Source organism: Arthrobacter sp. TmtSoilC51 (assembly GCF_055388015.1).
The window spans coordinates 3,501,111-3,524,252 of the sequence record NZ_AP035877.1 but is presented as its reverse complement, the minus strand read 5'-3'; the positions used below and the strand labels follow the sequence as shown (position 1 = coordinate 3,524,252).

The window sequence follows — 23,142 nt, the reverse complement described above, 5'->3', positions numbered from 1 at the left end:
TGTGATGGAGGCGTTTGTAAATGTCGTCAGGATCCAGCGTGGAGGATCGGTCCGATGCAGCAGTTGTCCGTGAGGGGTTCTTTGGTGACTACTATGAGCATCTCGCAGAGGAGGACTCCCGGGCATATTCGCCTGAGCTACTGATTTCCCGGGCCAACAAACACAGGAAAGTTGCGCAGTCCCGGCGACCCGGAAATGCCATCGTGGAAATCGGCGTCGAAGCTGACCGCAACGTTGTTTACATCGTTACTGATGACATGCCGTTCCTGGTTGACTCCGTGAACGCCGAACTCGTTCGCCAAAACTGCGCCATTCGGTTGGTTATGCACCCACTTTTTGTGGTCACCCGAGATCGCGTTTCGGGCGAGCTCAGCAGCGTCTCCCGCGTCCCATCAAACATCGGCATTTCCAGCGGCGACACCGCAGCGTTGCCCAGCGTTGCCCACTTGCTCGGAGACGGCGACAACGCCTCGCACATGGAGTCCTGGATCGCCGTCGAAATTGACCGCGTAAGTGAGGAAGCCCGCGAAGAACTGATTTCCGGTCTCCAACGAATCCTTGGCGATGTTCGCGCTGCGGTTGAGGACTGGCCGAAAATGCGCAGTAAGGCACTGGAACTCGCAGAGGCGCTCGGAAGCGTCTCACACCCGGAACAGATTGCAGAACTCAGGCAGGCGCAGGACCTCCTGCGCTGGCTGGATAATGGCAACTTCACCTTCCTCGGGTACCGCGAATACGACCTCGTGAACGAAGACGGCGAGGACGTCCTGGAACTGCGTGAGGAAAGCGGACTCGGCTTGCTCCGTGCGGGCGACCACACGCGGCAGATTCAGCACCTCACGGATGCTGGCCGCAAGCGCGCCCGTGAAAAGCGGGCATTGGTGATCACAAAGGCAAACTCCCGCTCAACGGTCCATCGCCCGGCGTACCTGGACTACATCGGAGTCAAGAGCTTCGACGCGGCAGGAAACGTCAATGGCGAGCGCCGCTTCATTGGTCTTTTCGCCACCAGTGCCTACACAGGATCGGTCCGCAACATACCTATCGTCCGCGACAAAGTGGATGCTGTGTTGCGCAACGCAGGCTTTCCCATGGACTCACACTCGGGCAAGGACCTCCTGGGCATCCTGGAAACGTACCCCCGCGACGAACTGTTCCAGATTGAAATCCCGGACCTTGCTGCCACGGCCACAGGTATCCAGCGACTCCAGGAACGGCGCCGGACCAAGCTGTTCCTGCGTCCTGACATTTACGGACGCTTCATGTCCGCAGTCGTCTACCTGCCGCGTGACCGGTACACCACGAGTGTTCGGCTCCGCATCGAGCAGGAGCTGCGCGAGACCTTCCAGGCGGAGAGTATTGATTACGAGGCGAGGATCACCGAGTCGGCCCTTGCACGTGTCTTCTTCAGGATCAGGCTTCCTCGGACCGCGGAACTTGCCGAAGTCAACGTAGAGGAACTCGAACACCGGCTGATGCGTGCTTCGAGGTCCTGGAGCGAAGGCATCGCCGAGGTTCTTCGTGAGAACCGTCCCGCTGACAGCGCTGAAGTGCTGTCCGCCCTCTGGGCCGAGGCTTTCCCTCCCGGCTACCGCGTCGACTACGAGGTTGAAGACGCCCTGGAGGATATCGAACGCTTTGAGAAGTACGGAGCGCAGGCCGAACGGGCAGGGGAAGCGAGCAAGGAACTCCGACCCGGAGTCCACGTGTACCTTCCCGAAGGTGCCGGTGACGCACTGGAGGAGGACGCGCGGGTCAAGCTCTACTTGATGGAACCCAAGAGCCTGAGCCAGATCCTCCCTTACTTCCACAACCTTGGCCTCGAAGTTCTGGACGAGCGGCCCTTCGAAATCGAAACTGCGGATCACCGCGACTTTTTCCTTTACGACCTTGGACTCAAGTACCCGGCCGGCATCGACCCGCTCGCCACTGGAGACCTCTTGGCCGACTCTTTTGGTGCTGCTGTCACGGGTGCCGTCGAGTCTGACAACTTTGACCGGCTCGTGCTCCGCGAAGGAATGCACTGGCGCCAGGTAGTGGTCCTCCGCGCCTACGCCAAGTACATGCGCCAGATGGGTAATACCAACTCCTTTGGGTTCATCGCCGATACGCTCCTGGCCAATCCGGATGTTGCCCGGGGCCTGATCGTCCTGTTTGCTGCACGTTTCGATCCCAACGTCGAGGAAAGCAAGCGCCCGCAGCAGCAAGGAGCCGCAAGGGCAGCCCTGGCGGAAGCCATCGAACAAGTGGCCACGCTGGATGCGGACCGCGTGCTTCGGACATTCGTCAACCTCATTGAGTCGACGTTGCGCACCAACTTCTTCCAAAACAAGGGTTACCTGAGCTTCAAGCTGGATCCCACCACGGTAGACGGCTTGCCGTTCCCGCGCCCCATGTTCGAAATCTGGGTCTACTCCCCGCGCGTGGAGGGCGTCCACCTTCGCTTTGGCAAGGTCGCACGTGGCGGTCTTCGCTGGTCCGATCGCCGGGAGGACTTCCGTACTGAAATCCTGGGCCTGGTGAAGGCTCAGACCGTGAAAAACGCCGTCATCGTTCCGACCGGCGCCAAAGGTGGCTTCTTCGCGAAGAAGCTGCCGAACCCGGCAGTTGACCGCGCCGCATGGATGGCCGAGGGCGTGGAGAGCTACAAGACCTTCATTCGCGGCTTGCTGGACATCACCGACAACCTCGTGACGACTACGGACGGCGAAAGGCTAGTGCCGCCGTCGGACGTTGTTCGCCACGACGGCGATGATTCCTACCTTGTAGTGGCGGCCGATAAGGGAACTGCAACGTTCTCGGACACAGCCAATGGATTGGCGGCTGAATATGGATTCTGGCTTGGCGATGCATTCGCATCCGGCGGATCAGTGGGCTATGACCACAAGGCCATGGGTATCACCGCCCGTGGAGCTTGGGAATCCGTGAAGAGGCACTTCAGCGAACTCGACCTTGACACGCAGACCGAAGAGTTCAGTGTCGTTGGCGTAGGCGACATGTCTGGTGACGTTTTCGGCAACGGCATGCTGCTTTCGCGCCACATCCGGCTCGTGGCGGCATTCGACCACCGCCATATCTTCCTTGACCCCAACCCGGACACTGCCGCTTCGTACGCAGAACGGCAGAGGCTCTTCGAGCTCCCGCGATCATCGTGGGATGACTATGATCGGACGCTGATCAGCGAAGGTGGTGGGGTCTACCCACGCCAGGCCAAGACAATCCCCGTGTCAGACCAAGTGCGAAGGGCGCTGGGGTTGCCGGACGGAACCACACAGCTGAGCCCGCCCGAATTGCTTCGGGCAATCCTGCTTGCCCCGGCTGACCTTCTTTACAACGGTGGCATCGGTACGTACGTCAAGGCCAGCACGGAAACCCACGCTGCTGTAGGGGACAAGGCCAATGACGCCATCCGTGTGGACGGCAAGGACCTCCGCGTCAAGGTGGTGGGCGAAGGCGGCAACCTGGGTTTGACCCAGCGTGGACGTATTGAAGCTGCCCTGCAGGGAGTCATCCTTAATACTGATGCGATTGATAACTCGGCGGGCGTCGACTGCTCCGATCACGAGGTCAATATCAAGATCTTCGTTGACCGCATGGTGGCAGCCGGAAAGCTCGAGGCCACCGAACGCGCGGCATTCCTGGCTGACATGACCGAGGAAGTTGGTCGCTTGGTCCTGCAGGACAACATCGACCAGAACATCCTGCTCCTCAACGACCGGACGCGTGTTGCGGACTGGAGCCCCAGCTACGAGCGCCTCATGGACTGGTTGGAAAAATCAGCCGACCTCAAGCGTGACCTCGAAGCATTGCCCTCCACCGAGACATTGCGGCAGCGCCTGGAGCAGGGCCAGGGACTGACATCTCCTGAGCTGTCTGTCCTGGCCGCCTACGCCAAGATCGAGTTGGCGGGTGCCCTCCGGGACAGCAACCTGGCCGACGACCCCTGGTTCAAGGACACCATCCGGGCCTACTTCCCCGAGCAGTTGCGGGAGAGGTTCGACGCCGAACTGGATACCCACCCGCTGCGGCGCGAAATCATCGCTACGGTGGTGGCCAACGACATCATCAACCTCGGTGGAATCACCTTCGCATTCCGGGCCATCGAGGAAACGTCTGCCAACGAGGTAGCCGTAGCCAAGGCATTTGTGGCGTTGCGTGAAATCTACGATCTCGATCCGATGGTTGAGGAACTGAATGCCCTGCCGGCATCGTTCCCCACCGAGCACTGGAGCGAAGTCCACCTTGATATCCGCCGTCTCCTTGACCGTGCGGTCCGATGGGTGCTCGGCCAGGGCATTGCATCCCGGCCGATTGCCGACGTCGTGAAGTCGTTCAAGCCCATGATGGTGCCGCTTCGGGCCAAACTGCTGGACTACTTGCGAGGCGATGACAAAGTCCGTATCAGCGGCTGGTTGGAAAAGGCCCGTGGCTGGGAGTTGCCGGACCACCTGGCCCACAGGTGGGCTGAGCTGTTCGAGAGCTATGCCCTGCTGGACATCGCCAGGATTGCCCAGACCGGAACCAACAGCGTCGAGGACGTGGCGCATGTCTACTACACGGTATTCAACCGCTTCCACGTGGACTCGCTCCTGGAACGGATCAGCGCCCTGCCGCGCGACGACCGCTGGCAGGCCCTAGCCCGTGCGGCGCTCCGGGACGACCTCTACTCAACCGTCGCAGATATGACGACGTCGGTACTTGAGTCGAGCGCGGCAGGCACCCCTGCAGAGGACCGCCTGAAGACGTGGGAAGGCCTCAATGCCGAACAACTCGGGCGCGCCAAGACCATGTTTGACGAGGTCAATTCGCTCGAGGCCGACGACATGGCTTCACTGTCGGTAGCATTAAGGCTCTTGAGGTCAATCGTTCGACGCTAGGGGCTGGTCCCGGCGTCGCAAATGGAGGTGCAGTGGCAATCTTTACAGACCCCATCAGGGAACATGCTGATTTCGGGCCTGGAGATGCCGAATGGCTGCACCTCCTGGTCGGCGACTGGCAAATGGTCGCCGACCTCGCATTTGCCGACCTCGCCTTGTGGTTTCCGCATCCGGAGCTTGGATACATTGCCCTCGCCCACGTCCGTCCGTCAACATCGCACACGGTGTTTCACGCGGACTTCGTGGGCGAGGGCATCCGCTCGGATCTTCGTCCACTCGTGGAAAAGGCGTGGAACAGCCGCTCCATAGAGCGCTCCAGCGAGACAAGCTGGAGCAGCGAGATGGCGCTGCGGGTCGAGGCCGTCCCGATGGTGCGTAACGGTAGGACCCTCGCCGTTGTAACTTCCCACATGGACCTGTCCAGTTCCCGCATGCCGTCAAGGCTGGAACTCACGTATCGCCAATGCGCCTATGACCTCCTTCGGATGGGGACACTCGGGTTGTGGCCCGACTTCGCCTCACCAACCGGGTCCCGCCGGGGTGCCCCTCGCGTAGGCGATGGGCTCATCCGGCTCGACGCTGAAGGTATCGTGCAGTACGCAAGTCCCAATGGCGTCTCGGCTTTCCGGCGACTGGGCGAGGTGGAGTCCCTGGAAGGGCGTTCCCTGGCTGAGGTGACAGCCGGACTGCTGAAGGACAGACGCATGGTGGACGAGACACTGCCGCTGGTGGTAACTGGTCGCATGCCGTGGCGTAGCGAAATCGAATCCAGAGGCGTCAGCCTTTCACTCCGTGCCATTCCGTTGCGTGACGAGCAGCACCGCTTTGGTGCCCTTGTCTTGTGCCGTGACGTCTCTGAGTTGAGGCGCCGTGAAATGGAGCTTGTAACCAAAGACGCGACCATTCGCGAAATCCACCACAGGGTGAAGAACAACCTCCAGACGGTGGCAGCGCTGCTGCGCATGCAGTCGCGCCGCATGGTCAGCGACGAAGCAAAACAGGGACTCGAACAGGCGATGCGGCGGGTGGCTACCATCGCGCTTGTTCACGAAACCCTTTCCCAAGGCCTGACGCAGAGTGTCGATTTCGATGAACTCATAGGACGCCAGTTCAGGCTTTCGGCCGAAGTCGCCTCGCCCTCCCAGCATGTCCGCACCGAAAGGTCGGGGATGTTCGGGGAACTGCCGAGCGATTTCGCCACCCCCTTGGCACTGGTCATCAACGAACTGGTCACCAACGCCGTTGAGCACGGGCTGGAGGGGAGGACAGGAACCGTATGGTTGCTGGCTGACCGTGCGGCAGGCGAGGGAAATGACGAGTTCCTCACAGTGACAATTGCCGACGACGGCGTTGGCTTGCCGGACGGGCAATACACGGAAGGCCTGGGCCTGCAGATCGTGCGCACCCTCGTCACAAGTGAGCTCGGCGGATCCATTCAATGGAGCCCCCGCGAGGGTGGCGGTACCGCAGTCGAAATTGTCCTTAATCTCGCGCGGGCATAGCGCCTTTCGGCAGCGTGGCCACCTCACACGGCTGTGTGTTAAACGCTGAAGGCCGCGGACCATGTGGTCCGCGGCCTTCAGCGTTTAATGGTTCAAATGCTTGTACAGCAGCCTGCTAGGAAGCGCGTCGGGCGCGTGCCGCGCGCCGCTTGAGTGCGCGGCGTTCGTCTTCGCTCATGCCACCCCAGACGCCTGCATCCTGACCGGACTCAAGGGCCCACTGAAGGCAAGTGTCCACGACGGGGCAGCGGCGGCAAACGCTCTTGGCTTCCTCAATTTGCAGAAGTGCTGGTCCCGTGTTGCCGACTGGGAAAAAGAGCTCCGGGTCCTTGTCGAGGCAGGCTGCGCGATTACGCCAATCCATGCTGATCAGTCACTCCATTCGTGAGAACTAGTTGAGCCTTTTGTGAAAACATTCACGAGAGGCTCCAAAGGAAAGGGGCCCGCATGGGCCCCCTTGGTCGTCTGAGTCAAGCGTTTCATGTTAACGCCTTGTAAACAAGGGGTATTAGTCGTTGAAATGCCCTGAATCCGTGAGCGATGCATCACATCAGCCGCCAGTGCCCTCACTGCTAGATGACTATGTCCGGTAGTGTGCCAGTGTGTCAAGACCTCCAGTTAACCCAGCCCAACCAAACTCTGGATCAGATGGAAACAATGGTCCGGTGAAGCCTGCGTCCGAACGTTCCATGGCCGAGCGTATGGAATCCGGTGGCAAGAAACCCCCTGGAATCCTGATCATTTCAATCGTTGTTGTGCTGGAGGCCCTGGCCCTCCTGGGTGCTGCCGCGTGGTACGCATTCGAACTACTCACCGGAGCTCCTGTCCTGACTTTTTGGGGAGCGGTCTTTACTTTGGGCCTTTTGTTGGCTTTCTCGGCCTGGCTGTTCGCCGTTGGCCATTTCCTCTTCCGCGGGTACAGATGGACCAGGGCGGCCGCCCTGGTGGCTCAGTTGTTCGTCCTTACCATCGGCTTCCCCACTATGACCGGCGGCTTGGTTCTGCCCGGGTTGGCCATGATTTTGCCCGCGCTTGCGGCGATCGTGTTTCTCTTCCAAAAGAACGTCATCGCCTATGCGTCGCGAGTGGGAGGGACACAGGGCGCGCTCTAGCTGTATCCGCCATCGCTGCCGGTAACGCTGATATTCGTCGTGGAGCCTGTGGTGAACGCCACCTGCACCTGCGCCATACGGTTTTCCCGGACAATCACGCCCCGGCCGGCACGCGGCGAATCCTCCACGTCAAGCCTCACGCCCAGGATGTCGCCGTCCAGTGGAGTCCTCGGAGCCAGAATCAGGCCCATGCCAGTAGCTTGGACGTCCCCGGCCAGCGGCAAACGCTGAGTCAATGCGGGACCCGACGTGGCCGTCATGATCACGCCTCGTGTTTGGCCGGCAAGGGCCGCGAGAGCTGCACGCCCCTCCGTACCCAGGACGTCGGCGTCATCGACGAGGAGGATGCTTGCAGGATCCAGTGATCCCGCAGCTGCAGAGCGCGCCACGGTTGCCCAGAAAGCACCGGCAGCACGTCCAGCTTCCGGAAAGACCCATGGAACATGGGCATTCATAGATGTGAGGGCTGCCAACACTGAAGTCTTCCCGGTGCGGTGACCCCCAATGACAATGCTGACGCCACGCGGCTCAAGGGGAAATGACACGGGAACGGATTCGTCACCCCCAATGCCAATCCATAGGACGCTGGTTTCCAGGGATGTCCGTAGGCCCGTGTCTTCAGCCTCAGCATTGTAGCTAACGGGTTTGGCCGAACCCGGGGATGGCAGTGGTGTTCCTGGAATAGATGCCATCGCAACATCGAAATCAGACCGACTGAGGGATTCGGGGAGTGGCCGCACCCGGAAGGGTGGGTGTGCTGAAGGTTGAAGGTCAGCGAACGGCCACGCCGTCTTGCTTGGCGCCGAACGGAAATGGGCCACCGCCGCTCCGCCCTGAACGAATTCACCCATGGCAACAGAGCGGCCCGGGAGGGACTCAACCTCCGGAAGCCGAGGCCAGTGATAGCGCGCCTCTTCCGTGGAGCCTGTTGGGAAGAATGCCCGGTTGGGGATGGCGGCGAAGAAGCGTGAGGTGACGAGTTCGCGTTCGCCGGATATCAGGACTGTGACTCCAAGAGGCGTTCCGTCCCGGATGATGTCCCTCAAAAGGTCCTCTGCCCAGGCGAAGCGCCCTGATCGAAGCGCTGCGGCCCATGAACACCAGCCGGCAACGATCAGGACCAATCGGGAACTCTTCGACCCGTCCTCGCCTGCTAAACGCCGACGTGCCATTTCTTGAGAGAGCCGCTCAAGAACCCGCACCGCCAACGGCAACTGATGCAGGCCAAGGGTGGCGCCATAACTGCCCGCTTGCCTGGGCTTTCCCAGCATTCCTGTCGCATCCAGGACGTAGAGATGCGGTTGGGGCCCATGCGCTGCCAGCATCGCCGACGCCGCCCTGAAACATTCGTGCATTCCACTGGAACTGCTGCCGATCATGGCGAGATGGCCATGATCGGAAGGTGACCATCGCAGGGCCTCAACCGACTGTCGTTCCGGTCTGTCCAGAATCCCCAAGGGACCTACCGCAGCCTTGGAGGCATCCGGCAGGGTTTCAAACTCCTCGCCTGCCAGCCCAAAGGCCGACAAATCCTCGGTCCACCCAATGGAAGCTGGCAGTGGTGGCGCAACGGGTTGCCTGGGTTGGGCTCGCCCCAAGGATTGCCAGACGGTTCGGATAGCCGAGACCACGACCTCCACCCTTTCCTCCGCGAGGGCCAACGACTTCCCGCCAGATGGATCCATGTCCTGCGGGGAATGCAAGGCTTGTGCTACCGACTGCACGATTGCTGCCCTTGCGGACGAGCGGCGCACCGTGGCGGGAACAGCAAGCGATGCCGTCTGGAATTCTTCAGGGGAGCCGGCGGCCCTGACAAGATACGCGCGCCCGGGGACATCTACGCCGATGGAAGCTGCGGCTTTGGAATTGATGATGTCCACTGACTCCGCATCAGACTGGACACGTAGGGCGATGCTTGAAGTGACGTTGGCGCGGATGTCGGCGGTCAAGGCACCTTGTGGCCTTTGCGTAGCCATGACCAGATGAATACCCAACGACCGCCCAATGGCGGCAATGCGCATGAGCTCACGAAGAGCTTCTGGGGCTTCATCCACCAGCATCCGAAACTCATCGATAATCAGCATCAGATGGGGGAGAGCCAGCTTCGTGGGCTGCGCAGACCTTCGGTACGCTGACAAGTCAGAAGTCCCAGCCGCTGCAAACAACTCCTCGCGATGACGAATCTCGCCACGCAGGGAAGTAAGAACCCGGTCAAGATGGCCGCTTCCCAAATCAGTTAAAAAGCCTACGCAGTGCGGAAGCCCAATCAATGGGCGTAGCCCGGAGCCGCCCTTGAAGTCGACGAACAAAAACGTCACCTTGCTCGGCGGGTGATTCAGGGCCACAGACGACACGATGGTCCGCAGCAGCTCAGACTTCCCGGCACCGGTTGTTCCCGCTACCAAGAGATGCGGTCCATCCAGATGGAAGTCGAAGGACAAAGAGCCGTTCCTGCCGTGCCCCAGAACCGCGGTGAGCTCGTGTCTTGTGTTCTCATCAGCCCATCGCCGGAGTATGCCTCGAGGGCCGACTGGAAGCACGTCATCCAAAGAGCACGATGGAGGAATGCTGGCATTGGCAGGATCTTCCGAATGCTCCTGGGACGTCGCCCTGCGGCAAAACTGATCGAAAGCCTTCAGCGGGACCATGTCAGGGATGAATTGTCGGCGCTCACCGTAGGCCTGCAGAACTGCTGATGTACCCGACTGCCCTATCTCAATCGCCACGCCAGTTGCTCCGCCGAGGGGACCGCAGTATCGCAACACCTGCCACGAGGCCTCCAGAGCGGCATCCAGGAGTGCGGCATCGCGGCCCGCCCCGCCCCGTGAGTCCTCGAGAACAATGAGCGTGCCTTTGGGGATTCCTTTGAACCCTCGGAAAGCTGCCGTAGCAGTCGCGTCATTTGTTGCAATCGTCAGATTTGGCAGGAAGCGGGCGCTGAGGGGCAGCCGGATGATGGGCCCGAGAAGGATGATCGGCGTGTCCCTCGACGCGGGGAAGCTTGCAAGTTGCATGAGGATGAAACGGATCATTGCATCGACATGCTCCGTCTGGCCGTGCAACGCAACCGTCGAGGAGTGCGGGCCCAGCGTTACCGGCATGGCGCCGATTGATGGCGGACGGAAAAGGGGATCTGCAGGGACCAGTCGAACATTGGCATCCGTAGGGGCGGTTCCAAGGCGGACCCACGTTCCGGACCCGGAGGCCGGCGCTTGGGGTGATGAAGCAGGCAGACCTAGTTCCGGGCTGGGCGATGGAACGTGTACCGAAGGCGTCAAATCCCCGCCCCCTGCCGGAACCAAGGCGGCAACGATGATGTCTGCCGCAGACGGAGAACATCGGCGGCGGCGTTCGGCGTCCTCCCGGGCCGCCGTCGCAACGGCAAGCTTGAACTCCGCGCGTTCTTTCTTGCCGGCGATCATGGGAACAATCAGGCTGACGGCAGAAACGGCCGTGAACCCGAGGAACATCCACATTCCGGTTGCGAGGGCAAGACCAACGCCCGCCACGAGCGGCAGCCCTGCCGAGGCGGCAATCGACCACCGGTTCAGGGAACCCCTACGACGCTGGACTTCGAGCGGCTCCTCAACAGAACGGCCGGCGTCGGCTTGAATTCCGGGCGTCGAGCCATTTGGCGTAACGATAGTGAAGGTGGTGTTGCCGCAGAGAATCCTCGACGATGATGTCACCTTCCTTTGCCGGGCAGGCTCCCCATCAACAAACACTGAATTCCGGCTCCCTGTGTCCGCGACTTTCAAGGCGGTGCTGGACACCTCCAACACGGCGTGTTCCCGGGACATCCCGGGATCTGGGACGCAGATGTCGGCAGGGCCGCGCCCAATGCGGTGGTGACCGCGCTGGAGCGCAAAGACTGAACCGGCTCCTGGCCCGGTATGTGCCAGGAGCAAGAGCGGCGGTGCCGGAAGCATTGTCTTTCCCGGCGGGGACCCGCCCTCCACCAGGACCGCACCAGAAACCAGTGGTGGGTTTCCCACGATCAGGGCAGACAAGTCTTCCCCGGCAACCGACAAGCGACCGACCCCTCGGGCCTCCTGCAATTGTGACTGAAGCTCTGAGCCGGGCATGCCGCGAGCAACGGTGATTGTCAGCTCTTCCGGGGGCGCGGGAGACGCGGCATCCGGGCCGCGAACCAGCGTGCACTCCAAGGTCATCGCCATTCCTTTCTGCCTTGAGGTTGCCGTCCAGAACTGAGGCTATGGAATTTCTGCGGTGAAGGCTCTCCCTTGCCTGGGCTATGTGGACAACTTTTGGCTATACCAGCGCGGGCATCGCCTTGACGCGAGGGCATGGCGTCTCGGCTAAGATGAGACTCGTTGTCGCGTGTGCTCAATGAGAAGGGACCTTCACCGGTGATAGTGGTTGCAGAGAGCGCCGATGTTTCAGACGAGGCGGTAATTGGTGATGGATCCAAGATCTGGCATCTGGCCCAGGTCCGCGAGAAAGCCGAGCTGGGCGTCAATTGCATCGTAGGACGCGGTGCCTACATCGGCACCGGCGTCAAGATGGGGGACAACTGCAAAGTGCAGAACTATGCACTTGTCTACGAGCCCGCAGAGCTTGAAGCCGGTGTCTTCATCGGCCCGGCAGTAGTGCTGACGAATGATACCTATCCGCGTGCGGTCGGTCCGGACGGCAGCCTGAAGAGTGCACATGATTGGGAGCCTGTGGGCGTCACCATTCGTGAGGGAGCGTCCATTGGTGCCCGCGCAGTATGCGTCGCTCCCGTGACCATTGGACGCTGGGCCACCGTCGCCGCAGGAGCAGTTGTCGCCAAAGATGTTCCGGATTTCGCGCTGATGGTCGGGGTTCCGGCCAGACGGCACGGGTGGGTTGGTAAGGCGGGTTTCCCGCTGCAGCGCAATGGCGAGAACTGGGTATGCCCGGAAACCGGCGCCACATATGTTGAACAGAACGAGACCCTTCGAGAGGTAGAGGCATGAGCCCCGAATTCATTCCCCCCGCCAAACCCATCATCGGCGACGACGAGCGCAAGGCCGTCGAGGCAGTTTTGGCCTCCGGCCAGCTCGCCCAAGGCTCGGAGGTTGCGTCCTTCGAGCAGGAATTTTCCCAAGTACTCCTGGACGGCCGCGCAGCTGTCGCCGTCAACTCAGGCACTTCGGGCCTGCACCTTGGCTTGCTGGCCGCCGGCATTGGCGCCGGCGACGAAGTCATTGTTCCTTCCTTCACCTTCGCAGCAACGGCCAACTCGGTCGCGCTGACCGGAGCCACACCTGTTTTTGCCGATGTTGACCCGGACTACTACACGCTTGATCCTGCGTCCGTTGAGTCGAAGATTACTGACCGTACGGCCGCGATCATGCCGGTCCACCTGTACGGCCATCCCTTTGACGTCGATGCCATCGGAGCGCTCGCCGCAAAGCATGGGGTTAAGGTGTTCGAGGATGCAGCCCAGGCTCATGGTGCTGCTGTCAACGGCCGGAAGGTCGGAACCTTCGGCGACTTCGCTATGTTCAGCCTTTACCCAACGAAGAACATGACCTCCGGCGAAGGTGGCATGGTCAGCACAGGCCTGGCCGACGTCGAACGCCGCCTCCGCCTCTTGCGCAACCAGGGCATGGAGCGCCAGTACGAGAATGAGTTGGTTGGCTTCAACGCCCGCATGACCAACATCCATGCAGCCATCGGGCGCGTCCAACTGACGAAGGTCGAAGGCTGGACGAAGACGCGGCAGGAAAACGCGGCATTCTTTGATGCCAACATCGAAGGCGTCATCACCCCGAAGGTAGCCGAGGGGTATGAGCACGTGTACCACCAGTACACCATCCGCATTACCGAGGACCGTGACGGTTTCGCAAAGGCATTGCGTGAGGAATACAACGTCGGCTGCGGAGTGTACTACCCCATCCCGAACCACCGCCTTGCCCCTTTCCAGACATCAGATGAATTGCCCGTAACTGAAGAATCTGCAGCCAGCGTCCTGTCCCTCCCGGTGCACCCATCGTTGAGCCAGGACGACCTGGACCGCATCGTGACGGCAGTCAACGCCATCGCAAAGGCAGGAAGCTAGTGGCAAACCTCCGCGCAGGCCTCATCGGTCTGGGTATGATGGGCCGCCATCATGCCCGCGTTATCCGCGAGCTTGATGGCGTTGACCTCGTTGCTGTTGCGGATTCGTTCGGTGATCCACACAATGTTGCCGATGGGCTGACTGTCTACAACACGGTCGAAGAATTGATCGAGCAGGGAATCGACATGGCAGTGGCTGCCGTGCCGACCATCCTCCACGAGGAAGTGGCGCTGCGGCTCGCTGAGGCCGGTATCCACTGCCTCGTCGAGAAACCGATCGCCAACGATTCCGAGTCGGGCGGACGCATTGCCCGGGCCTTTGAAGCCAAAGGACTCATCGGCGCCGTCGGCCACATCGAGCGCTTTAACCCTTCACTGCAGAGCCTTCGCGAGCGGCTCGGGAATGGTGATCTTGGTGACGTTTACCAGATCAGCACGAGGAGGCAGGGACCTTTCCCCGCACGTATCGCTGACGTCGGGGTGGTCAAGGACCTCGCCACGCACGATATCGATCTCACCGCTTGGCTCGCGCAGAGCAACTTCGTGAATGTCGTAGCGCATACCACGTCGCGTAGTGGCCGGGAGCATGAAGACATGGTTACAGCCATCGGCCACCTCAAGAGCGGCGTCGTAACCAACCACATCGTCAATTGGCTGTCACCGATGAAGGAACGCACAACAGTTGTTCTGGGCGAACGTGGCGCTTTCATCGCCGACACTATTTCTGCCGACCTGACCTTCGTGGAGAACGGAACCTTCCAGACGGACTGGGATTCCGTCGCGGCCTTCCGGGGTGTATCGGAGGGATCCTCGACCCGTTTCGCCTTGGCCAAGCGCGAGCCCTTGAAAATGGAACATGAGGCATTCCGTGATGCAGTTCTCGGAAAGTCGATGAATATCGTCACGATGGCTGAAGGCCTTGAGACGTTGCGGGTTGCCGAGGCCGTGCTGGACTCCGCCAAATCAGGCTCCGTCATCACCCTCTGATCCGCCAAATTAAGCAACGCCTTTGGGGGAGGCTGGCCACGTGCCAGCCTCCCCTTGCCGTTTGTGGACCCCGGCTGCCCCTGCTTGGCGATGGGCCCGGATACGGGGAACCCGCGCCATGTCGGGTAGCCTTGACCAGTAGACGTGGGCACTTCTGTGCCCGCACGCCAATACACAGGAGAGTTTGTGAACGCTGATCTCGTCGTCGTCGGCTCGGGTTTCTTTGGCCTGACCATTGCAGAACGCGCCGCTACCGAGTTGGGGCTTAAGGTCGCGGTTCTTGATCGCCGCCACCATATTGGAGGAAACGCCTACAGCGAGAATGAAGAGAAGACGGGAATCGAGGTGCACCGCTACGGAGCGCACCTCTTCCACACGTCGAATGAACGTGTCTGGGAGTATGTGAACAGGTTCACCAAGTTCACCAACTACCAGCACAAGGTTTACACCAGCCACAAGGGCGAGGTGTACCCCATGCCGATCAACCTGGGTACGATCAACCAGTTCTTCCGTGCAGCAATGAGTCCCACGGAAGCACGCCAGCTCATTGCAGAGCAGGCTGGCGAGCTCGCCGGCACTGATCCCCAGAACCTGAATGACAAGGGAATACAGCTGATCGGGCGGCCCCTGTATGAGGCGTTCATCAAGCACTACACGGGCAAGCAGTGGCAAACGGATCCGAAGGACCTTCCTGCGGAGATCATCTCCAGGCTCCCGGTGCGCTACAACTATGACAACCGCTACTTCAATGACTCCTACGAAGGGCTCCCGGTCGACGGCTATACAGCGTGGATCGAGCGCATGGCGGACAACCCCAATATCGAAGTTATCCTCAACACGGACTTCTTTGACGACGGCGAATTTGGCCGATCCTCCGTCCTCGGGCAGGTTCCGGTCGTCTACACAGGCCCAGTGGACCGCTACTTCGACTACGCCGAGGGTGATCTCTCCTGGCGCACCATCGATCTCGAAGAAGAAGTTCTGCCGATCGAGGACTTCCAAGGGTGTGCTGTGATGAACTACCCGGACGCTGAGACCGCATTTACGCGCATCCACGAGTTCCGCCACTTCCACCCCGAGCGTGACTACACGAAGGACGCAACAGTCATCATGCGCGAATTTTCGCGTTTCGCGGAGAAGGGCGACGAGCCTTACTACCCTGTCAACACATCAGAGGACCGCAACAAACTGCTCGCTTACCGCGATCTTGCACGTGGCGAGAAATCCGTGCTGTTTGGCGGCCGTCTCGGGACGTACAAGTACTTGGACATGCACATGGCTATCGGCTCGGCCCTGTCCATGTTCGACAACAAGATCAAGCCGCACTTCACGGGCGGCGCCAAGCTGGAAAGCGGTGGAGTGGACGCATGACCGCCACAACGAATGAAAGCCAGGAAACTGCCATGACGGCCACAACAGCTGCAGACAGCCCGGCCTCGACCGAGCAGAATCTTCGAATAGTCCAGCGTGTGGTTTTTCCGGCCAACCGCGACCTCGATACCCTCCCGCTCTATGTCGACCCGGACACCAATAAGGTCCGCAAGCAAGACGACAACGGCGCAGCAGTCATTCAGGCTGTAGGCATGGCCCGCAAACTCCACCCGGAGGACATCCTGGACCGCGGATCGGTGCAGGTGCGCCGTGGCGAACGTCTTTCCTTTGGTTCCTACTTCAATGCCTTCCCCGCCAGTTACTGGCGGAAATGGACCATCGCCACAAAGACGGTTCTCCACATCGAGACCGAGGGCGAAGGGACGGTGATCGTCTACCGGTCCAACGCACGCGGCGCTTCGCAGCGAGTCGACTCGATCCTCGTTGAAGGAAATGCATCGAACGAGTTCGAACTTACACTCGCTCCCTTTGGGGACGGCGGTTGGTACTGGTTCGATCTCATTGCCGGCGGCGACGGAATGACCCTTAAGGGCGCCCACTGGGCTGTTCCTGACGAAGGCAGGCCCCAAGGGAAGGTCACCCTGGGTGTTACTACCTTCAACCGTGCCGACTACTGCCTTGAAACCATCAAGTCGATCGACGCCGACTCCGGTCTCCGTGAAATCCTGGCGGAACTGATCATTGTGGACCAAGGCAACAAGAAGGTCGCCGACGAAAACGGGTTCGACGAAGTCGCCGCGTCCATGGGCGACCAGTTGCGCATCATTAACCAGGGAAACCTCGGTGGCTCGGGTGGGTTCGCCCGCAACATGTACGAGATGCTTGTCTCGGACAAGAGCGACTATGTCATGCTGCTCGACGACGACATTGAACTTGAGACCGAAGGTGTGCTCAGGGCTGTCGCGTTTGCCGATCTATGCCGTAAGCCCACCATCGTCGGCGGACACATGTTCGACATGTATAACAAGTCCGTTCTGCACGCTTACGCCGAAGTGGTGAATTTCTACCGCTTCCTATGGGGACCCGTCGAGGGTCTGGGAAACCACGACTTCTCGGCAGAGGGTCTCCGTTCAACCCCGCTGCTGCACCGCCGCTGGGACGCGGACTACAACGGTTGGTGGATGTGCCTCATTCCCAAGACCGTAGTGGAAACCATCGGACTGTCCCTTCCGGTGTTCATCAAATGGGATGACGCTGAATACTCCCTTCGGGCCCGCGCGGCAGGCTTCCCCACCGTAACGCTGCCGGGCGCGGCAGTCTGGCATGTCTCCTGGGCTGATAAAGATGACTCCGTGGACTGGCAGGCTTACTACCACGAGCGCAACAGGCTCATCGCGACCCTTCTGCATTCGCCGTTCCCCAAGGGCGGCCGCATTTTCCGCGAGAGCCTGAACACGGACATCAAGCATCTGGTGTCGATGCAGTACTACCCCGAGCAAGCCCGCGTCATGGCTCTTCGGGACGTCTTGGAAGGCCCGGACAAGCTCCATGAGCAGCTTCCCACCACGATGCCCAAGCTCCGCGCCATGCGTGACGAATTTGTAGACTCACAGGTCAAGACCGATCCCGGTGCGTTCCCTGAGTCCTTCCGCAAGCGTCCGCCCAAGAAGCCGCAGACCTACAAGCAGCCCGGCGCCCTTGGCCTGCTGCCTTGGGCTGTCAAGACCGTCCTCAAGCAGACCCTTGCTCCGGTCCGCGACTCTGCGAAGACCAACCCTGAAGCCCATGTTGCGCATCAGGACGGCAAATGGTGGAGCCTGGCCCACCTGGACAGTGCCGTTGTCTCCACTGCAGATGGCACAGGAGCCTCCTGGTACCAGCGCGATCCCAAGTTGGCACGCCGGCTTTTGGTTGAAACAACGCAGTTGCACGCACAGCTCTTCTCCAATTGGGAGACGCTCCGGGCGCAGTACCGTGCCGCGCTGCCGCAGATCACATCGATGGAATCCTGGCGGGAAACGTTCGATGCTTCGGAGCCCAAAAAGTAGCGATGGCCAACTCCACTGATATCTATGCTGTTCCCGGGGTGGGTGCCGGTCTGCTGGATGTATTCCGGCGCCGGTACCTCCTCAAACTGATCGTCCGCAAGGAACTCAGGGTCCGCTACCGGGGCTCCGTGCTGGGTCTGGCGTGGTCCTACGTGAAACCGTTGGTCCAATACCTGGTTTTGTTCTTTGCACTGGGCATCGTACTTCGCGTGGGGGACCAGATTCCCAACTACGCGCTTTACATGTTCTCCGGCGTCATCGTGGTCAACTTCTTCACTGAGGCTTTTTCAAATGCAACGCGTTCGATCGTTTGGAATGCTGCCCTGGTGAAAAAGATCTACCTGCCCCGGGAGCTCTTTCCCGTGGCGTCAGTGTGGGTCGCTGCTGTACATTTCCTTCCCCAACTGGTCGTCCTGTTGGTTGCCGCCCTTTTCAACGGGTGGCGACCCGATGTCATGCAGCTTCTGGGTGCAGCGCTGGGCTTTGTCATTGTGGCCGTCACCGCCACGGGCCTTGGCCTCCTGGCAGGGGCCGTCAACGTGTTTTTCCGTGACGCGGAGAACATCGTGGACATGCTGATGATGATCGTTACCTGGACCTCGCCCGTACTCTATGACTGGACCATGATCCGTCGGCTTGCTCCCGACTGGGTCCTGACGATCTATCAGCTCAACCCGGTGACGGTGGCTGTTGAATTGTTCCATTGGGCGTTCTGGTATCCCACGGTCACCAAGCCCGTCGAGCTACCCCCGCATCTCATGTTGACGGGGCTGGCTGGACTGGGCATGGCCGCAGTTTTCCTTATTATCGGCCAGCTGGTCTTCCGCCGGCTCGAAGGCCATTTTGCGCAGGAGGTCTGAGTGGGCACCGCCGTCATAGTCAAGGGCTTGAAAAAGACCTTCAACCTGCGTCACTCGCACTCCCTTAAAGAGACGCTGGTTTGGCTCGTCAAGGGACGCAAGGGAGAACTCACGAAGAAGTTCGATGCCCTGCACGATGTCAGCTTTGAGATTCAAGATGGGGAGACTGTAGCCCTCTTGGGCTTCAACGGCTCCGGTAAATCCACCTTGCTGAAGCTCATTTCCGGGGTCATCCTTCCAGATCAGGGCACGGTGCGGACCAAGGGTCGCGTGGCCGGACTGATCGAGGTTGGCGCCGGTTTCCACCCGGATTTGTCTGGCCGCGAGAATGTCTTCCTCAATGCTGCAATCCTTGGAATGACAGAGCAGGAGATTAACGAGAAATTCGACGAGATCGTTGCTTTCTCCGAGATTGAGCAGTTCATTGACACGGAAGTGAAGTTCTATTCTTCCGGAATGTTCCTGCGCCTGGCGTTTGCTGTTGCGGTCCATACGCAGCCGGACATCTTCCTTGTGGATGAGATCCTGGCCGTTGGCGATGAACCGTTCCAGCGGAAGTGCTTGGCCAAGATCAAGCAGCTGTCCGATGAAGGCAGGACCCTGGTGGTTGTTAGCCATGACCTGGACATGATTTCGCGGATCTGCGATAGGGGAGTCGTGTTGTCTTCCGGCACTGTCCAGTTTGAAGGTCCGGCCGATCAGGCTGTCGCCTGGTTGCGGGAACGCAACTAAGTCCGGCATCCAATAGCAAGAGTCGTCTGTCAACGGATGGCTAGTGGAAGCATCTAAGAAAGGCGATCGTAGGAATGGGTATCGGCCCACTGCTTTTGTGTGTACTCCTGATCGTTGTGTTGTGGTGGGGTCCAGGCTGGCTTCTCGGAGAAGCGCTGGGAGTGCGCCGAACCCTCCTGCCCGTCGTGGCACCACTTTTGGGCATGGGTGCCCTGACGGTCATCGGCGTGATGGGCAATTCCCTCGGGCTTAGCTGGCAACTGCTTCCAGTGGCCGCCGTTCTGCTGGTGTTGGCTGCGGTCCTGTTCTCCTTAAGGGTTCTGCTGAAGCGCCGGTTCCCTGACAGGTTCGAGGCACCCCTCCGAACGCAGCCCAGCATTTTCGGAAAGCATCGTTTTGCCGGATCCTGGTGGATCCTGTTGGCCGGACTTCTTGCCGGCGGTGCCGTTGCAGGGGTGTCATGGTTTGTTGGCACTGAAGGCCTCCTGGGCATTAACCAGGACTGGGACATCCCTTGGCACGCCAATATGATCCGGCTTATCTCGGTGAATCATGAATGGGACCCGGCCATTGCGGGCAATTTCGCCTACTACGACACCACCATTTCTGATGCGCCCATCCGTAGCTACCCGATTGCATTCCATGCAGTGCTCTCGCTGTTCTGGCCGATGAGTGGCGTCAGTATTCCGGTGTTCCTGAATGTTTTCGTCTTGGTGATGATGGCTGTCCAGCTGCCGCTGAGCGCCATGGCCTTGACGATGATTCTCACGCGCCGCCCGATTGCGGTGGCCGCTGCGGCTGCAGTCTCGGGTTGGTTCACTGTTTACCCCTATGACCTTCTATGGCGTGGCCCGCTGATTCCGTTCTTCGCGGGCATGGTGTTGGTTGGACCCTTCGTCTTTCTGGCTGTCAAGGGTGCCTTGGAACGGCAAAAGTTCTGGGTCCTTGGCATTGCCTTCGGCGCCGTGGGGCTCATTGCCGTCCACCCCTCGCTGGCATTCGTAGTACTGCCCGTGCTTGTCTTCTGGCTGCTCTCCGCACTCATACGGCGTAAGGGCAGGATCCTTGGTATCACTGTTTACCTGGCAGTGTCAGGGGTTCTGGCGATGATAATCGGCTTGCCGATTATCACTCAGATGCTCAAGGAATCTGAGCGGGTCTCCAAAATGACGTGGGCCCCGGACACTGATCGCAGTGGTGCCATCCAGAACATTGTCTTCCTGAACCATGGCTCCATGGCAATGCCGATCCTGACAGCTCTTGTTGCCCTTGGGTGCCTCGCAGTTGCTTTCAGGGTCCGCATGTGGTGGTACTTCGGCCCGGTCCTGGCCTTTGCGTTTCTTTCGGTTTACACCATGGGTAGTGACAGCCCTAGATTCCTGAACCTGACGGCTCCCTTCTACGACGACCAATGGCGCATTTTCGGTATCTTGGTAATGCTCCTCGTGCCGCTTGCCGGATTGGGTGTTGCCCAGTGCGCCGAGGCAATCGAGTGGGCGGTCCGCCGGCTCCGCAATCGTCGGGCAAAATCCCATGAATCCGAAGGCAAAGACGGACGCAGGCCGAACCACGTCATCATGGCTTCGGCCGCAGTGGCAGTCCTGTTGGCATGCGGCGTCGGAGCGGTCCCGTATTTCAAGCAAAACGCCGAGCGCATCAACATCAATACAAAGGTGGATGGACCCACCCTGAGCTCGTCTGAAGTGGATCTGCTCAGCAAAATCGACCAGTACGTCCCCCAGGACGCCACGGTGCTGAATGATTCCTGCGATGGTTCCGTATGGATGTACGCACTGGGAAACCGGATGCCAATGATCCGACACTTCGAGATACTTCCCACGAATCGGCAGCTACTGGTCCTTCAAAAGCTTCCCGAGCTTGCGACTGATCCCGACGTACGGGCGGCCGCCTCGGAGCTTGGTATCGAATGGGTATACATTGCTGACGGTCGGATCAGGGCCTGGGACGAGCCCAAGGCGGGGTTGACCCATCCGGATTCCATCCCTTACCTGAAGCTCGTTGTGCGTGATGGAAACGCGGCCCTGTACCGGATCGATTGGTCCCAGTTGCCTGGAGGCAAGGAAGCCTTTGAGGCCGCTGCCAAGGACCGCGTCCAGCTTGGTGGAGTTCCGGGAATCCTCGAGAACCGGAACCCCGACGGCATCGCCCCGCTTGGAAGGATCTGCTAGCCATGAAGGCATTCATCAAAAAGTTCCTCTCGTCCAGCTTGTTCCGCTTCCTCGTGGTGGGCGGACTGAGCTTCATTGTGGATCTCGGTCTGTTGGCGCTCTGTTTCCAGGTGTTTGGGTGGCCGCTTTGGTTGGCCACGGGTGCAGGCTTCTGGGGGAGTTTCTTCTTCAATTACTTCCTACAGCGCCACTTTGCCTTCGGCGGTGGCGGAACCGCCCTGGGTGGAGTGCTGAGGTATTCCGGGCTCCTGGCTTTCAACACTGTGGCTGTCATGGGAATCGTGGAGCTTTTCCAGTTCCTCGGTGCTGGATATGTTGCCGGTAAAGTGGTTGCGACGATTGTGACCATGGGATGGAACTACTTCATTTACAAGCACTGGATCTTCCCGCAAAAGAAGCAACCGAAGAGCGCCAGCGAACAGACAGATGGCGGGTCGGGCACCGACGCGCCAGCACAGAAACTCACACCTAACAGCAGCGAAGGATAATCGATGTATCGAGGCGTTCGAATTGCCGCGGTAGTACCGGCCTACAAAGAAGAGAACCACATCGCGCAGGTCATCGAAACGATGCCTGATTTCGTCGATGACATTGTCATTGTTGATGACTGCAGCCCTGACGACACCTCAGGGGCTGCCCTTCGTGCCGACGACGGTCGGGTCACCTTGATCCGGCATGAGGTCAACCAAGGCGTAGGTGGGGCAGTCCTGACTGCCCACAAAGCAGCAATGGAGCTGGGCTCCGACATCAACGTCGTCATGGCCGGCGATGCCCAGATGGATCCGGAATACCTCCCCCAGTTGCTCGATCCGGTGGTGGATGGCTACGGCTTTGCGAAGGCAAACCGCTTCTTCTCCGGTGAGTCTTTTGCCGGTATGCCCGGTTACCGTATCTTCGGCAACATCGTTCTGTCATTCATGACCAAGCTCGCTTCGGGTTACTGGCACATCTTTGACCCCCAGAACGGCTACACCGCAATCCGAACCGAAGTTCTTCGCCGCCTTCCTATGAACAAGGTGGCCGCACGCTACAGCTTTGAGAACGATCTCCTGATTCACCTGAACATCCTCGACGTACCGATTGTGGATGTGCCGATCCCTGCTGTTTACGGCAATGAGGTTTCCAGCATCAAGCTTCGGAAGGTGATCCCCGAGCTTCTGGCCATGCTCTTTGGCGGCTTCTGGCGCCGGGTTTGGTGGAAGTACATGGTTTGGTCCTTCTCAGCGGTTGCCCTCCTGCTGATCGCAGGTATCGCCCTCATCGTCATGGGTCTCGTTGCCGGGATCTGGGTCCTCGCTGCAAGCGTGGGATCTCCGACTGCGGGATCGGTGATGTTGGCTGTGGTGCCCTTTGTGCTGGGTGTTCAGATGCTGCTCGTATCCCTGCAGTTGGATATCCAAGCGAGTCCGAACCGCCCCACGATGCATCCCATGAAGGAACGTTCGTAGCTGGTTC

At 59.9% G+C, this 23,142-nt stretch carries 15 protein-coding genes; 13 read left to right on the top strand and 2 right to left on the bottom strand.

The window, feature by feature from the left end; translation table 11 throughout:
* The first annotated feature begins 20 nt into the window (after positions 1–20).
* Positions 21–4,877: an NAD-glutamate dehydrogenase gene (locus ACZ5G6_RS16060; protein WP_498686509.1), complete on the top strand. Its 4,857-nt coding sequence runs from the start codon at positions 21–23 to the stop codon at positions 4,875–4,877.
* A 32-nt stretch (positions 4,878–4,909) separates the two neighbouring features.
* The gene (locus tag ACZ5G6_RS16055; protein ID WP_223933596.1) at positions 4,910–6,379 is read left to right on the top strand and encodes a sensor histidine kinase; all 1,470 of its coding nucleotides are present in this window, start codon (positions 4,910–4,912) and stop codon (positions 6,377–6,379) included.
* A gap of 115 nt (positions 6,380–6,494) precedes the next feature.
* On the opposite strand, the gene ACZ5G6_RS16050 is transcribed toward ACZ5G6_RS16055, so the two are convergent.
* Entirely contained in the window at positions 6,495–6,743 is a 249-nt protein-coding gene (locus ACZ5G6_RS16050) for a WhiB family transcriptional regulator (RefSeq protein ID WP_003804966.1), read from the bottom strand.
* A 337-nt stretch (positions 6,744–7,080) separates the two neighbouring features.
* On the opposite strand from ACZ5G6_RS16050, the gene ACZ5G6_RS16045 reads away from it, so the two are divergent.
* Positions 7,081–7,491 carry a hypothetical protein gene (locus ACZ5G6_RS16045; RefSeq protein WP_498691909.1) on the top strand — a complete coding sequence of 137 codons (411 nt, stop codon included), beginning with the start codon at positions 7,081–7,083 and terminating at the stop codon, positions 7,489–7,491.
* On the opposite strand, the gene ACZ5G6_RS16040 is transcribed toward ACZ5G6_RS16045, so the two are convergent.
* The gene (locus ACZ5G6_RS16040; RefSeq protein ID WP_498686506.1) at positions 7,488–11,663 is read right to left on the bottom strand and encodes a type VII secretion EssC family protein; all 4,176 of its coding nucleotides are present in this window, start codon (positions 11,661–11,663) and stop codon (positions 7,488–7,490) included. The genes ACZ5G6_RS16045 and ACZ5G6_RS16040 overlap by 4 nt on opposite strands.
* A 171-nt stretch (positions 11,664–11,834) precedes the next feature.
* On the opposite strand from ACZ5G6_RS16040, the gene ACZ5G6_RS16035 reads away from it, so the two are divergent.
* From ACZ5G6_RS16035 to ACZ5G6_RS15990, 10 genes are all read left to right on the top strand, one after another.
* Positions 11,835–12,452: an acyltransferase gene (locus tag ACZ5G6_RS16035; RefSeq protein WP_223933593.1), complete on the top strand. Its 618-nt coding sequence runs from the start codon at positions 11,835–11,837 to the stop codon at positions 12,450–12,452.
* Positions 12,449–13,540 carry a DegT/DnrJ/EryC1/StrS family aminotransferase gene (locus ACZ5G6_RS16030; RefSeq protein WP_223933592.1) on the top strand — a complete coding sequence of 364 codons (1,092 nt, stop codon included), beginning with the start codon at positions 12,449–12,451 and terminating at the stop codon, positions 13,538–13,540. Before ACZ5G6_RS16035 ends, ACZ5G6_RS16030 begins: the two co-directional genes overlap by 4 nt.
* On the top strand, positions 13,540–14,526 hold the full coding sequence (locus tag ACZ5G6_RS16025) for a Gfo/Idh/MocA family protein (protein ID WP_223933590.1): 987 nt from the start codon (positions 13,540–13,542) through the stop codon (positions 14,524–14,526). The genes ACZ5G6_RS16030 and ACZ5G6_RS16025 overlap by 1 nt, the downstream gene beginning before the upstream one ends.
* 186 nt (positions 14,527–14,712) lie before the next feature.
* Positions 14,713–15,897, top strand: a complete 1,185-nt coding sequence (glf, locus tag ACZ5G6_RS16020; protein WP_223933588.1) for a UDP-galactopyranose mutase — start codon at positions 14,713–14,715, stop codon at positions 15,895–15,897.
* Positions 15,894–17,906, top strand: coding sequence for a glycosyltransferase (locus ACZ5G6_RS16015; protein ID WP_498686503.1), 2,013 nt, complete (start codon positions 15,894–15,896; stop codon positions 17,904–17,906). Before glf ends, ACZ5G6_RS16015 begins: the two co-directional genes overlap by 4 nt.
* Before the next feature lie 2 nt (positions 17,907–17,908).
* Complete coding sequence (locus tag ACZ5G6_RS16010; RefSeq protein ID WP_223933584.1) at positions 17,909–18,766, top strand: ABC transporter permease; 858 nt, start codon at positions 17,909–17,911, stop codon at positions 18,764–18,766.
* The gene (locus ACZ5G6_RS16005; protein WP_223933582.1) at positions 18,767–19,498 is read left to right on the top strand and encodes an ABC transporter ATP-binding protein; all 732 of its coding nucleotides are present in this window, start codon (positions 18,767–18,769) and stop codon (positions 19,496–19,498) included.
* 74 nt (positions 19,499–19,572) lie between these two features.
* Complete coding sequence (locus ACZ5G6_RS16000; RefSeq protein ID WP_498686501.1) at positions 19,573–21,687, top strand: DUF6541 family protein; 2,115 nt, start codon at positions 19,573–19,575, stop codon at positions 21,685–21,687.
* Between the two features lie 2 nt (positions 21,688–21,689).
* Positions 21,690–22,175, top strand: a complete 486-nt coding sequence (locus ACZ5G6_RS15995) for a GtrA family protein (RefSeq protein WP_223933578.1) — start codon at positions 21,690–21,692, stop codon at positions 22,173–22,175.
* A 3-nt stretch (positions 22,176–22,178) separates the two neighbouring features.
* The gene (locus ACZ5G6_RS15990; protein WP_223933576.1) at positions 22,179–23,135 is read left to right on the top strand and encodes a glycosyltransferase family 2 protein; all 957 of its coding nucleotides are present in this window, start codon (positions 22,179–22,181) and stop codon (positions 23,133–23,135) included.
* The last annotated feature ends 7 nt before the right edge of the window (positions 23,136–23,142 follow it).